The organism is Peribacillus deserti (assembly GCF_016909175.1).
Classification (GTDB): Bacteria; Bacillota; Bacilli; order Bacillales; family DSM-1321; genus Paraperibacillus; species Paraperibacillus deserti.
The window spans coordinates 245657-258421 of sequence record NZ_JAFBFI010000003.1 but is presented as its reverse complement, the minus strand read 5'-3'; the positions used below and the strand labels follow the sequence as shown (position 1 = coordinate 258421).

At 39.5% G+C, this 12765-nt stretch carries 11 protein-coding genes, 1 tRNA gene and 1 pseudogene; 2 read left to right on the top strand and 11 right to left on the bottom strand.

The window, feature by feature from the left end:
* Nucleotides 1–215: 215 nt before the first annotated feature.
* The gene (locus tag JOC77_RS05530) at nt 216–416 is read right to left on the bottom strand and encodes a cold-shock protein (RefSeq protein ID WP_204539861.1); all 201 of its coding nucleotides are present in this window, start codon (nt 414–416) and stop codon (nt 216–218) included.
* Nucleotides 417–767: 351 nt separating this feature from the next.
* On the opposite strand from JOC77_RS05530, the gene JOC77_RS05525 reads away from it, so the two are divergent.
* Nucleotides 768–980 carry a hypothetical protein gene (locus JOC77_RS05525; protein WP_204539858.1) on the top strand — a complete coding sequence of 71 codons (213 nt, stop codon included), beginning with the start codon at nt 768–770 and terminating at the stop codon, nt 978–980.
* A 122-nt stretch (nt 981–1102) separates the two neighbouring features.
* Here JOC77_RS05525 and JOC77_RS05520 read toward each other — a convergent pair whose 3' ends face one another.
* A complete protein-coding gene (locus JOC77_RS05520; protein WP_204539855.1) occupies nt 1103–1531 on the bottom strand; it encodes a DUF2621 family protein in 429 nt (142 codons plus the stop codon).
* 211 nt (nt 1532–1742) lie between these two features.
* On the opposite strand from JOC77_RS05520, the gene JOC77_RS05515 reads away from it, so the two are divergent.
* Nucleotides 1743–1839: transfer RNA gene (locus tag JOC77_RS05515), tRNA-Sec, on the top strand.
* 160 nt (nt 1840–1999) lie between these two features.
* On the opposite strand, the pseudogene JOC77_RS05510 reads toward JOC77_RS05515, so the two are convergent.
* The 9 genes and pseudogenes from JOC77_RS05510 to JOC77_RS05470 form a co-directional block, all read right to left on the bottom strand.
* A pseudogene (locus tag JOC77_RS05510) lies at nt 2000–3396 on the bottom strand (glycoside hydrolase family 1 protein).
* Nucleotides 3397–3462: 66 nt separating this feature from the next.
* On the bottom strand, nt 3463–4860 hold the full coding sequence (locus JOC77_RS05505) for a glycoside hydrolase family 1 protein (protein WP_204539852.1): 1398 nt from the start codon (nt 4858–4860) through the stop codon (nt 3463–3465).
* A 112-nt stretch (nt 4861–4972) separates the two neighbouring features.
* Nucleotides 4973–5602: a YesL family protein gene (locus tag JOC77_RS05500; protein WP_204539849.1), complete on the bottom strand. Its 630-nt coding sequence runs from the start codon at nt 5600–5602 to the stop codon at nt 4973–4975.
* A gap of 142 nt (nt 5603–5744) precedes the next feature.
* Nucleotides 5745–6680, bottom strand: a complete 936-nt coding sequence (locus JOC77_RS05495; RefSeq protein WP_204539846.1) for an ROK family protein — start codon at nt 6678–6680, stop codon at nt 5745–5747.
* Nucleotides 6681–7080: 400 nt separating this feature from the next.
* The gene (locus JOC77_RS05490; RefSeq protein ID WP_204539843.1) at nt 7081–8145 is read right to left on the bottom strand and encodes a polysaccharide deacetylase family protein; all 1065 of its coding nucleotides are present in this window, start codon (nt 8143–8145) and stop codon (nt 7081–7083) included.
* A 323-nt stretch (nt 8146–8468) separates the two neighbouring features.
* A complete protein-coding gene (locus JOC77_RS05485) occupies nt 8469–9443 on the bottom strand; it encodes an N-acetylglucosamine kinase (RefSeq protein WP_204539840.1) in 975 nt (324 codons plus the stop codon).
* Nucleotides 9444–9468: 25 nt separating this feature from the next.
* The gene (locus JOC77_RS05480) at nt 9469–9933 is read right to left on the bottom strand and encodes a RidA family protein (RefSeq protein WP_204539837.1); all 465 of its coding nucleotides are present in this window, start codon (nt 9931–9933) and stop codon (nt 9469–9471) included.
* A gap of 32 nt (nt 9934–9965) precedes the next feature.
* Nucleotides 9966–11573: an N-acyl-D-amino-acid deacylase family protein gene (locus tag JOC77_RS05475; protein WP_204539835.1), complete on the bottom strand. Its 1608-nt coding sequence runs from the start codon at nt 11571–11573 to the stop codon at nt 9966–9968.
* A gap of 26 nt (nt 11574–11599) precedes the next feature.
* Entirely contained in the window at nt 11600–12691 is a 1092-nt protein-coding gene (locus JOC77_RS05470) for an alanine racemase (protein WP_204539832.1), read from the bottom strand.
* Nucleotides 12692–12765: the final 74 nt, after the last annotated feature.

The window sequence follows — 12765 nt, the reverse complement described above, 5'->3', positions numbered from 1 at the left end:
AGGTATGTATGCATCTTTTAAGATGTAATGAAATAATGATGAAGAACGAATTAGGATATCTTAACTCACTGTGCTATACTTAGTTAAACCTTTTAACCTGCCTTACTTTACTTGTTACCATTAACCTGCTCGCACGCTGAGCAGGTTTTTTAATGCGCTGTTTTTGGCAAAAGAAAAGCAGATCCTTTAAAAGGATCTGCTTTTGGATTCATATATTATGCTTTTTGAACGTTAGCAGCTTGAGCTCCACGTGGACCTTGCTCAACGTCAAAAGTAACTTTTTGACCTTCGTCTAATGATCTGAAACCGTCAGTTTGGATTGCAGAGAAATGAACGAATACATCGTCTCCACCTTCACGTTCGATAAATCCAAAACCTTTGTCTGCGTTAAACCATTTTACTGTACCTTGTTCCATTTTTGTTGCCTCCTAGTGCTTTAAAGCACAATGTGTTACTATCCTTGCCAAAGTGATCATCAAGACGAAAAGTCTGTAACTTATACTATCCTTTACACCGAACAAAAATAATTCTTCTTAAGAATAACATGAAATAAATTGAAAATCAACTAAAATTAACAATATATTTCTAAACCTTTGAAAATTAGTTTTTGATCCCCTGCCGCGTGGGTATAAATGAGTACAGAAATGACCCTCAAAGATGTGTAAGTTCAGTCACCAAACTTTATGATAAAAATAATAAATTGGTTTCTACAGGAGAAAGCTGCCTTCATGTCGAAAAAGTAAGTTAAGAAAGAAGGGGTTGACCCAATGGATAAAGCTAAACTATATAAAAACATTCAGCATGTTAACCGAGGGAATTTTTTTGCAATTGAGATTCCGATCGCTACTAAAAGTGAAGAAAAAAGCATTAAAGAGCTGGCCAAAGAGTTAGAAAATGAAGGGAAAATTAAATTAAGAGAATGCGTACTGAGAGATTACTCCGTCTATCTTCATGGAATCATTAAATACGCATCAAAATGATTTCATTAGTCATCACAAAAATTCAGTCAGCCTGGGTCTAGTACGACTCAGGTTTATAGTTTTTTTTTTGCGAATCATATAAAAAATCCACTAAAAAAGAAGCATTCCTAGAATGCCTCTCCTTATTGAAACAGATGCTGATATGGAGCCACATCCACCTGTCTCTGATTTAATTTTTTCAATAAAAATTTATGGTCCCGTTTTGGCGTTGCCATTATGTAGCCTCTTATTATAAGGTCCTGCGTAATTCGCTGTGCCTTCTCTTCTATGGCAAGCTCACCGATCTTCCCGGCAATTTTCTGACGGGCCACATCCCGGAACAATTCAGGTACAGGGCTGACTAAATCCTCTAGCAGCTCCTTTTCAGGCTTCTTCCAAAGATTCTTCGTCTGCTTCACATAATGCTCTTCCCAATCCAAAATGGAACGTCCATCTTCCTTTGGCATCCGTTTCAAAAACTTCCGAAACATAAAGAACCCGCCAATCGCAAACATCCCGACCAGAAAGACGACCCAAAAAAGGATAAACCATAAAAACCAGCCATTCAGCACTGTGTTCACCCCTGTTATTATATGTATAGTTTCTTCTATTATAGCCACGCTTACCTATCATTTACAAGAATAATAAAAGGTTTACAGTAAATTGAACGCTGCAGCATCCATGAATTTTTTTAATGTAAAACCAAGTATCTTGCTGAATACTGTAGGATCCTGCAGTATATTTGAAAAAACAGATAAGCACTGGTATACTAGTAATTTGTATGGGGCTGGAAGGGTAGCTGGTGCGCTCCTCGGTCTTCAAAACCGCGTGAGAGGCGCGTGTCGTCTCTGGTGGGTTCGATTCCCACACGGTCCCGCCAACCTTGATGTATAAGCTAGCTTAGAATACCAGAGTTTATCTTCCTCGTCCCTATAAATAATTGTCTTTAGGGTCAACATTTTCATTAAATTCATCAGGCCTATCTTGCTTGCAGTCTATTCAAAATCCGGAATGTTGCCAAAGGATAGTCATATTCATCCTTATTTAAACACTTCATTATTTTTTACTTGTAAAACCCTGGTCTCAATAATTTTGTTATACCAATAGGCGGATTTCTTCATTTTTCGGTTTCGATTCTGTTCCAGATTGATTTCCACAAGTCCATATTTTTAAAGGCATTCATCGGTGAAACATTATCTGTAAAAGCCCACAGCATATAGCCATTGCAATTAGAACCTTCTTCCACTGCTTTTAATAAAGAATTTAAGTGCTCACTAATAAACTCAATCCGGTAATCGTCCTGAATTATTCCTTCCTCATTCTTGAATCTGAATTCATTTTCAACCCCCATGCCATTTTCTGCAATAAACCATTCAATATTTCCATATTCCTCCTTCATCCTCATTGCCATATCAAACATAATTTGAGGGTAGATTTCCCAACCTCGAAATGGATTCATTTCTCTGCCAGGAAGTTCAAACATTTCATAGTAAAAGGCCGGATGAAAAGGAGCACTTTCATTCAAGGCAGTGGTCCTAGCCTTTACACGATATGGGAAGTACAAATTCAATCCAACATAATCTACGGTATTTTCTCTTATCAAAAAGCTCCGCCGGATATTCGCCCTTAATGGATGGGTCCAGGAAAATCCGATTAAAAAATAAATCAAATATCCTGGCTGCTTCCATGTCATGTTCAGCTGAAGAGCGAGCATAAGTAACTTCAGGATTTAAAATTACTCCTATTTTAGAACCATATTTCTCTTTGTAGGCTTTTTGTTTAAACAGCTGTACAACCATTGCAGTTGCAAGTGCTTTATTAAAATTCCACTGCATCCATTTTTTTGTGTTTTGTTCAAAAGGATATCGAATAGCATCTAAATATACCCGCGTTTGAACTACGATTGGCTCATTAAAGGTAAACCAATTCTTTACCCGATCACCATACCGTTCAAATACTTTTTCGGCATATTTTACGAATAAGTCTACGACATGTTTTGAACCCCAGCCTCCGTATGTTTCTAATAAAATGGCTGGGAGCTCCTAATGTTCCAGGCAAATCATAGGTTCTATTCCGTTGCTTATCAATTCATTGATGACCTGTTCTATATAATCTGCATATTCCTCATCAACGGTTACATTCTCATAGTCTAAAAGAAAACGAGACCAATTGATTGAGGTGCGAAAATGGGTGAGTCCTATTTCTCTCATAAGGGCAATATCTTCTTTATAACGATGATAAAAATTGGTGGCAACTGCTGGTCCATATCCATTATGCCAAACATGCCTGTTTTTTTGTACCACAGGTCAAGGTACGAATCCTGTGTGGACTTTTTCCCTTCCCACCCTTCTGTTTGCCATGCGGAAGCAGCTGCTCCCAATATAAAGTTTTTAGGTATGCTTATGGTATTTGAAATCCATATGGTAACTCCCTTCATTTAAAATGGAGGTTAGTAAAAAAATTACCAACCTCTTTTTCCTAATAGCCTAGCCCTTGCAGCTATCTATTTTGTAGAAATGCTCTCATGATATCCTAATTCTTCTCCATTTGTGGCAATTACTCTCCTATACCAATCAAAGCTTTTTTTCTTATATCTCTTCAAATCTCTTAAATCGGTTTCGCCTCGGTTTACAAAGACAAAGCCATAACGCTTTTCAAATTGTCCGCCAGAGCTGATAAGATCTGTTGCACCCCAAGTCAGGTACCCGATCACATCTACGCCCTCTTCCATCGCGATTTTCATTTGTTTGATATGTTCGCTTAAATATTCAATACGGTAATCATCTTTAACTGTATTGTTTTCATCTAATTGTTCGCGGACGCCAATTCCGTTTTCTGTAATGAAAATTGGCAGGTGATAGCGGGCATACATATCCTTTAAGCATACTCTTAAACCGATTGGGTCAATTGCCCATCCCCACTCATTTGTGTTCAAGTTCGGATTTGGTGCCATTCCAGGAATAAGCGACTTTCCATCAGCTTTATCCGCGCTTACTGTCTGGCTTTGGTAATAGCTGATACTTAAATAGTCTACAATGTTTTCTTTAAGTAATTCTGCATCGCCAGGTTCAAATATTGGCATAATGCCTTTTCTTTCCAGGTCCTTTGACACATAAGCTGGATATTCACCATTCACAAATACATCAAAATAGAAATCGACCAAAAGTTCTTTTGCTTTCATATTGGCTATTGCATCTTCCGGCTTGCATGTATTCGGATATGTTACTTGATAAGTCACCATACCTGCCATTTGTCCGTCCGGCACTAGCTCATGAAGAGCCTTAACAGCTTTAGCATGTGCAACAAATGCATTATGAGCAACCTGATATCTAAAGGCTTCTTCATTTTCAGCGCCATCTAATTTAGCTCCCCAGTGGTGCGGTTTGATTAATACTAGGTTCTGCTCATTAAAGGTTAGCCAGTATTTTACTTTATGTCCAAAACGCTTAAACAAGGTTCTTGCATAGCGCTCAAATAAATCAACAACTTTCCTGGAAGCAAATCCATTGTATTTTTCAGCTAAAGCAAGCGGAAGGTCAAAATGATAAAGAGTGATAACAGGCTGAATTCCATTGGTCAGCATTTCATCAAATAAATCATCATAGAATTGCAAACCTTTTTCGTTTACCTCCCCTTCACCATCTGGGAAAATTCTTGACCAGGAAATGCTTGTCCGATAAGCATTAAAGCCCATCTCTTTAAAAAGGGCAATATCTTCCTTATAACGATGGTAAAAGTCTACTGCAGTCTTCCAGTCTGATTGCCCTTCCTTTACAGGTCTTGCATCTACAATAGAAGGCCCCTTTCCATCTTCATTCCAAGCACCTTCCGTTTGGAAAGACGTAACCGCGCCTCCCCAAAAAAATCCTTCTGGAATCACGTTTGCATGTTTTTTTTCCATTCGTTTTCTCCTCACTGAATTTTTTCTAATGTATATTTTTTCAGTCTGAGCCCCCTGAATATCCATTTGTGAACACCATGCCGGTTGATTTTTTTCAAGAAAAAGTCAGGAGTCATTCCATCACTTCGGTATGTTTAACTTGTGGGTGTGGGGCCTGGCGTTGACTTACTTTAGTAAAAACGATATGGGCTAACCAATAAGCAATATAAGCCCCAATACTGCCGATAAATAGCACGGAAACAGGGAAGATATATAGTACGAGCGCAATTAAAACGAATAATAAACATAGTAACAGTGAATAAGGAATATAACTGATTGAAAGCAAGAACGAGTTCACAAATATATTCCGTGTTTTTGTTTTAAAATGAACTATATGCGGAAAAAGAAAGCTTGATCCCAACATAAGGAGGGAACCCAAAACTATTAATATCGGTGAAATGATTGCTTTAAGAAAGCCCAATCTTAGGGAAATAGAATAGTCAAAAAACAAGAAACCGGCCAATAGTATCCAAACCACTTGTATAATAAAACTTTGTTTGAAATTTTCTTTTAAACAGCGAAGAAATGCCGGGAAGACGCTGGTATCTTTATGAATAATCCATTGTCTCACTACCCCAAACATGGCAGCGGTTGCAGGGAAAATCGTAATGACGGGCAAACAAAGGATTAGCCATAATAAATTAAGAAGAAACATATTTGAGACAAAAACAAGGATAGAATAAAACCTGCTGTCAATAAACATAGATTACCTCACCATATTTCTAATAGTCTATATTATCTAAAAATTATCATAATTAACTCCTAGATGATACCTACAAGAATGTTAAGGAGGAAAAGCATGAAAGAAAATTTAATTAATATTTAAAAACAAATTTATATGAATCTTATGAAATATGAATAGAGGCTTTTTTGTTTTGTTGCTGTAAATAGTGAAATAATGCCCCGAGCAAATTGGCATCATTTTTAAAATGACATGTTTCAATTACTGGACGCACCCTTGCAAAAGGAACGGAAACGAATATAAGATCAAGTTTTTTATTAATTTGCTCGATCAAATCACTCCGGCTGCTAATAGCACCCCCAATAATGATTTTCTCGGGATCGTAGACATACTGAATATTGAAGATTCCCTGAGCTAAATAAAGGTAGAAATTATTAATTGCCTCGACACAATCTTGATCACCAGATTGGGCAGCTTCGAAAATCATTTTTCCGTTTATTTCTGATGGATCCATCCCTTTAACTTTTGCTACCTCTTTTACTAACGCACCTGTTGCCGCTAAATGGCTCCATGTACGGACGGTATGCTGCCCGCCATTTTCTTTTTGTATGTCCATTACCATGTAACCTACTTCTCCACCATGTAAATTCGCGCCTTTATGGATTTTTCTGTCTTTTATCACGGCACCGCCAATTCCTGTGCCGATAATGACAAAAAGGACATTTTGATTATCCTTAGCAGCACCCTTCCACACTTCCCCTAAGGCCGCACTGTTCGCGTCATTTTCGATTTCAACTGGAAGACCCGTAGCAACCCCAAACACTTCTTTAAAATTGGGTCCGTGTATACATGGCAGAGCGCTGTATCCACCTATAATCCCTGTCTCACTGTCAACTCCGCCTGGACAGCTAAATGCTAGTCCGGCAACATCGTATTTTTGTTTATTTTCAATAGTGATAGAGGTGATGTCATCCCTGAATTTATCAAAATCATACCGGGATGATGGAAATTCTCCTTTAACCAAAAACTCGCCATCTTCATTGATAACCGCATATTTAACGTTCGTACCACCCACATCAAATACCATGAAATTTTCCATAACCTTCTCTCCTCCTTTGTCTTACCGGCATTTTTATCTCGTATGAAAGAGTTTAGCAGAGAAATCCCCTGCTTTTTCTCTGCTCAATATTCTGATGCCAGGCTGGTGTGCTCTTCGGCGAGAATAATGAATACTTCAAGAACCTCCCCGCTCAGGTAAGATAACCTTTTTAAAAAATAGTAAAAATACCCGGGTCAACATCCTGAAAAACCGCTGGAGGAAGAGGCCACTGAGGGCGGCTTCCTCCGACAAATCCAAATTAGCTTCCTTAGTGACTATGACACAGGATTTTTCTACTTCAGAACTATCAAAAAATTCAGATATCATCGGACATCAGTAAACCGGCAGACATTATTATATAAATGCTGGTACATCATGGGAGAGTAAGATTTCATCAAATTCAATTATGCTGGCACATTTTATGGATCCTCCGCATATCTTGTCTGGCAATTATACGGGAAGACCCTAATTCTTTTGCTATTTTTGATGCCCAGCGAAGCAAATATACCAATGTATCAGCTTGCGCTTCCCTGAATCCAAAATCCAACAGCACCAATTCCTCTTCGTTTATGCCAAAACGGGCATATCCCCAAAACTCGTCTGCCTTCATTAGTCCCGCAAACAATTCTCTATTTTCAAGTGTATTTTGAGCTTTTATTGGCTGTGATAGCTGCTGTATCCATTGGCTTTCGGCACCGTAACCTGAAGGGATTTTGTCCAGCCCCCATCCTAATGTCTCGGCAGCCAGTTTTTGGATATCTTCGGGACTTTGTATTTTTGTCCATTCAAGCGGCGGGATCGGGTCTAATTGAGGAACATCAATAGAAACTTTCCACGATCTATACTCTGTTGAAATGCCCATTCCCTCTAATAATTCTGAAACTTTTACCGGATTTAAATCCTTTTTAACTGCGTTTTGTATAAGTTCTTTCACTGCTTTTGGAGTTTCCTTTGCAATGTCATTACTGTGTAGAACCAAGATGGAACCGCAATCCAGAAAGTTTGTGCCATTTTCTATTATTTTTTGGGCAGGAGGACCCGACCAATCCTTTGTATCGTCCCCTGTTATACTGTGATATCTCCATTCTGAAAGCCAGCTGAGATTTTCTTCATTATAATTCAGATATGGAAACCTAAAAAAATTTGGGCATGGCCTTCCCGTTGCTTCCTGATAGGCCAATTCAGTTTCCTTCAATTCCTCAAAAAAAACTTCTTTGGATATTTGTGACATACGCCGGTGATTGTATGAATGTGAAGCAAGTTCATGGCCACGTGCGATTAACATTCTTGCTTTATCCGGATGCTGGTCGATCCATTCACCAGTGAAAAAAAATGTTCCTGGGGCAGAAAATTGTTCAAGTACTTCCAGCCATGCTTCCAATGATTGTTTTTTGGGGCCATCATCAAATGTAAAAGCGCAGAATTGTTGGTTTGTATTGCCTTTTGAAATTGATTGATAAACCATCAAAATTCCTCCATTTTAATATAAGTTATAACTACTAACTTTCCACATGTATTTTCTTGTTGAATTGCGGGAGAAATCCCTTGTTTTCTATTAATATATCCACGAACATCTTTTTAGCTGTTCTGCAGGACCCACGAGTGGATGGATTGTTAACGTCTGGAATCCAACATGATAATCACTGTGTACTGCTCCCTAACAGTAAGTACTTCATATGCTTTGACCACCTGTAATAAACCACGGATATGAGAGGGCAATTCTGTTAAGCTGTAATGGGTGAGTTCCATCAGAATCAATCACATAATTGACTTCTACTGATACCATTTCTATTCTCTCTTGTAGCTCCTGAATTTTTGATAGATATCATCACTTGTTTCTATTCCTAAATGATCCATAGCTAGAAGGATAGACCCATACACGGGCTCCATATCTGGTATTATGAGTGAAACACTATGTCTTTCTCTTTCAATGGCCGTTTGCATTGCTTGAAGCAAGTGTTCATTTTTGGCCTTTTGTAAAACAGAGCCAACTAGAATCACTGGAATTGTATCGCCTTCAAAACCACCCAATCTTTTAATCACAGAGTTGGCGGCAGCCCCTAATTCTGCGCCCGTCTCACTCAGGATTTGAATTGCAAGGGGGTCACCTTCAGCTGCTGCTTCATGTAAAGTAATGGTCAATTCTCCAGGCACGTCAAATATGTCGCGGTCTAAGAAATCATTCACAAGCTGTTCCATGCTCTGGAACCCAAAAAATTTTGGAACCGTGTCTGTTAATAGGGAGGGCATTTCCCGTAATTCCCATGATCTTACCGCTGAACGAAATGTCTCTCTAGCCATATGTTTCCCGCCGGCAGCATCCCCGTAAAAAAAGCCAAATCCTCCTGTTTGTACAACCTTGCCCTCCTTATTTCTTCCGGCTGCATTCGTTCCGCTGCCACAGACAAGAACAACCCCGACGTTATTCTCGCTGCCTATTCTCAATCCTTCGAATGTGTCACATACCAAATCAAATGACTCTAACGGTAAAGTATTCAAGGCTGGCCGCAATATGGAAAAATCTTTTTTTCTATCAGCTCCAGCGAGACCAAATTGCGTAAATGAAATATCTTTATAATAAAGCCCTGCACTGGACAAGGCTTTATCAATGGACTCTTTGATGTTATTAAAAGCCGGTTCGATACCAAGAGCTTGATGATTTCCTCTCCCGGATATGCCTTCACCTAATTTATTTCCGTTTTCGTCCGTTATAACGGTATATGTTTTACTTCCCCCTCCATCAACACCCATGAGATAGCGCATATCCCCTTAACCCCCTTGAAGCTTATTAGCTTTGAATTTCAACAATTAGCTCAATCTCAACTGGTGTATCAAAAGGAAGTTCACTGGTACCGATTGCTGACCGGGCATGTTTTCCACTTTCTCCGAATACATCAACCAACAGATTGGAAGCACCGTTCATAACATATGGCTGATCTGCAAACCCTGTTGCACTATTAACAAAACCTAATAACTTCACAACCTTTACAACCCTGTCCAAATCCCCCAGATAGGATTGTAAAACTGCCAAACAGTTAATAATTGTTTGGCGGGCTGCCTCCTGTCCTTGCTCGATGGTTAATTCTTTTCCAAGTTTCCCTTTGTACATTAATTCACCATTTATCCTGCAATCCTGACCTGATAAATACAATAGATTCCCTGTTTGGTTACAAGGGATATACGAAAATTTTGGTTCACCGGGCTCTGGTAAATCAATTCCTAACTCTTGTAATCTATCTTCTATTTTTGACATGGCCATCCATCCTTTATAAAAATTTTGGAATACTAAAAATGTCTGCAAGGTTGACATGAAGAAATAAATACTCCTTGTCTTTCATTTGTATGAACCTTATCTTTCATTGTTAATCTTCCATTCACCCATACATGACTAATTCCATTCGGATATTGTTTAGGGTTTTGATAGGAAGCCTCATCCTTAATGGAATCCGGATTAAAAACAACCAAGTCGGCTTCATAACCAGGAACAATTAAACCTCTTTTGCCAAGTTTGAATCGTTGTACAGGAAAAGAGGTTATTTTACGGACTGCTTGTTCGAGTGACAGAACCCGGTCTTCCCTTACATATTTCGCGAAGACCCTAGGAAATGTACCGTAAAGCCTTGGATGCGGTTTCCCTGTTTCACAATGAAGACTATCTGACGCAATCAGGGAATTTTCCCATTGGACGACATGCCTGACGTCATCATCAGACATCAGGAAATATACAATTGAAACATTTCCGTCCTCCTCAACTAATAAATCCATGACGCAATCAACAGGGTGTTTACTTTTCATTACACTAATTTCTGCAAAGTTTTTCCCTTCCAAATCACGATTATGATCGGTTTGGACTGAGGAAATAAAGACATTTTCCCAGCCGGTCGAACAGACTAGATTGTCCCATTCTTCTTGTTCCATTTCTAACTCTTCCCTTATGTTCCTTCGGAGCTCCCTATCCTTAAAACGTTCTATAGTTCGCTGAATTCCGCCTTCGATCACCCAAGGAGGCAGCACCGTTGTCAACATCGTGGAACTTGCGGAATAAGGATAGACATCACAAGTCACATCCATCCCTTTTTCCCTGGCATCCGCAATCAGTTCCATCGCCTGATGCACAAGGCCCCAGTTTCGTTTCCCGGCTGCTTTTAGATGACTAATATGCAAGGGGACGCCTGTTATTTTAGCAATCCATAAAACTTCTTTTATAGAGGCTATTAAACTATTGCCCTCTCCTCTGATATGTGTCGAAAATAGACCATTGTACTTCGGAAGAACAGAGCACAGTTCTGCAATTTCTTCTTTTGATGCATAGCTTCCTGGTGCGTAGAGTAAACCGATTGACAGCCCAATGGCACCAGCCCTTAGTCCTTCTTCCAGCAAATCCTTCATACGTTGGATCTCGTCAGCATTAGCCCCCCTTTTTTCAAATCCCATGACCAAAATCCTTAATGTCCCGTGTGCCACATATGTAGAAATGTTCTCTGAAGGCCTAGCCTGAGTGAGTGTGTTAATATACTCCTCCATTGAATTCCAAGACCATTCATTATGCAATGGACCCAAAATCGGCTGAACATACTTTTGCAGTAATGAAGCGTTTTTACCAAAAAAGGGGGCTGGAGCTAAACCGCAGTTGCCAATGACCTCTGTTGTTACACCCTGCTGAAGTTTAATTTCACTGTTTGGGTGGTTTAATAGCATTAAGTCAGAATGACAGTGGCCGTCAATGAACCCTGGAGAAATCACCTGTTTTTTGGCATCAACCACATCATGGGCCTCCTGGTCGACATAACCAACTTTAACTATTTTTCCTGCTTTGATTCCAACACCACCATAAAACCAAGGATTACCTGAGCCATCAATAATTTTTCCGTTTTTAATAATGAAGTCAAGCATATCACCATCTTCTTCCTCTTTATCGATTAGGTAAGGCAGCCACGGGCATAAACCGTTTTTTCGATTAAATTCCCAGATTCATTAAGGTAAACTCTGTTGTGGAGATTAACGGTACTGCAAATATGATTGGGAAGCACGTGAATAATATCTCCGACCTTAAACGGATCCTTTGGATTGATTTTTACCATTCCGTGCTCCTCTGAAAGTCGTTCGATGATTGCATGTGGAGCCTCGATAATATGTCCATACCCTTGCAGATTTAATGGTTCGCTATTCGGTCCTACATCAGTTGCAAATGTCTTACTTCCCCCATCAACGATCATCAAGTCTTCGTATGGCCGGCTGATTACTGTTACACGAACTGATGCAGAACATTCCTTTAGCGAGCACGAGCCAAGAGCGGCCTGCATTCGATCATAAAAGACATAAGTACCTGGCCTGACTTCTGTAATCCCTTTTACTTGCGCAGCATAAGGGGCGGTAGGGGTTGATCCAACACTAATATCCCTAACCTGAATCCCTTCTTTTCTCATTCGTTCTGCAAGTTTAACCATCAGCTGGCCTTCTTCCATACCGGCTTTTTCTATATCCAGTGTTGGCCTGCCATTCATGCTGAAACCACGAAACGTATAGATCCCATTAAATTGAAGGGGCTCCATTCCTTGCAATTGAAAAGCAAGCCTTACAGCATCTTCATATGGCACCCCTGTCCTTTTAAATCCAGTATCGACTTCTAACCTGACCTGAATCTTTTTATATTGGCGCCTGGCAGTCTCGGATAATCTCATTGCCCCTTCTAAGCTATCAACTCCGACGATAACATTTACTTTTTCACTTAACCGAAGGACACTCTCAATCTTCGATTCTGTAACGATTGGATATGCTACGAAAATGTCATCGATTCCGTGGTCGGCCATCACTTCAGCTTCCGATACTTTTGCCGTGGTTACACCAATTGCACCAGCAGATATCTGCTTTTTGGCGATTTCAGGAATTTTATGTGTTTTTATGTGAGGTCGTAACTGTACACCGTATTTTCTTGAAATGCCGGCCATTTTCTCTATATTTTTTTGCATAATTTTTTCATCAATAATTAAGCTCGGTGTATCAACAATCATCTCAGTCCCTCCAATTAAGTAATCTTTTGTATAAAAAAGAAAGCTGTCAAAAATCCGACAGCGAGTATGATTAT

What these genes read in the sequence shown, in the direction of transcription:
- JOC77_RS05475 (WP_204539835.1), bottom strand. Translation starts at nt 11,573, where the DNA reads ATGCTTGACTTCATTATTAAAAACGGAAAAATTATTGATGGCTCAGGT.
- JOC77_RS05500 (WP_204539849.1), bottom strand. Translation starts at nt 5,602, where the DNA reads ATGTTTATTGACAGCAGGTTTTATTCTATCCTTGTTTTTGTCTCAAAT.
- JOC77_RS05530 (WP_204539861.1), bottom strand. Translation starts at nt 416, where the DNA reads ATGGAACAAGGTACAGTAAAATGGTTTAACGCAGACAAAGGTTTTGGA.
- JOC77_RS05480 (WP_204539837.1), bottom strand. Translation starts at nt 9,933, where the DNA reads ATGTCAAAAATAGAAGATAGATTACAAGAGTTAGGAATTGATTTACCA.
- JOC77_RS05485 (WP_204539840.1), bottom strand. Translation starts at nt 9,443, where the DNA reads ATGCGCTATCTCATGGGTGTTGATGGAGGGGGAAGTAAAACATATACC.
- JOC77_RS05495 (WP_204539846.1), bottom strand. Translation starts at nt 6,680, where the DNA reads ATGGAAAATTTCATGGTATTTGATGTGGGTGGTACGAACGTTAAATAT.
- JOC77_RS05525 (WP_204539858.1), top strand. Translation starts at nt 768, where the DNA reads ATGGATAAAGCTAAACTATATAAAAACATTCAGCATGTTAACCGAGGG.
- JOC77_RS05490 (WP_204539843.1), bottom strand. Translation starts at nt 8,145, where the DNA reads ATGGTTTATCAATCAATTTCAAAAGGCAATACAAACCAACAATTCTGC.
- JOC77_RS05470 (WP_204539832.1), bottom strand. Translation starts at nt 12,691, where the DNA reads ATGATTGTTGATACACCGAGCTTAATTATTGATGAAAAAATTATGCAA.
- JOC77_RS05505 (WP_204539852.1), bottom strand. Translation starts at nt 4,860, where the DNA reads ATGGAAAAAAAACATGCAAACGTGATTCCAGAAGGATTTTTTTGGGGA.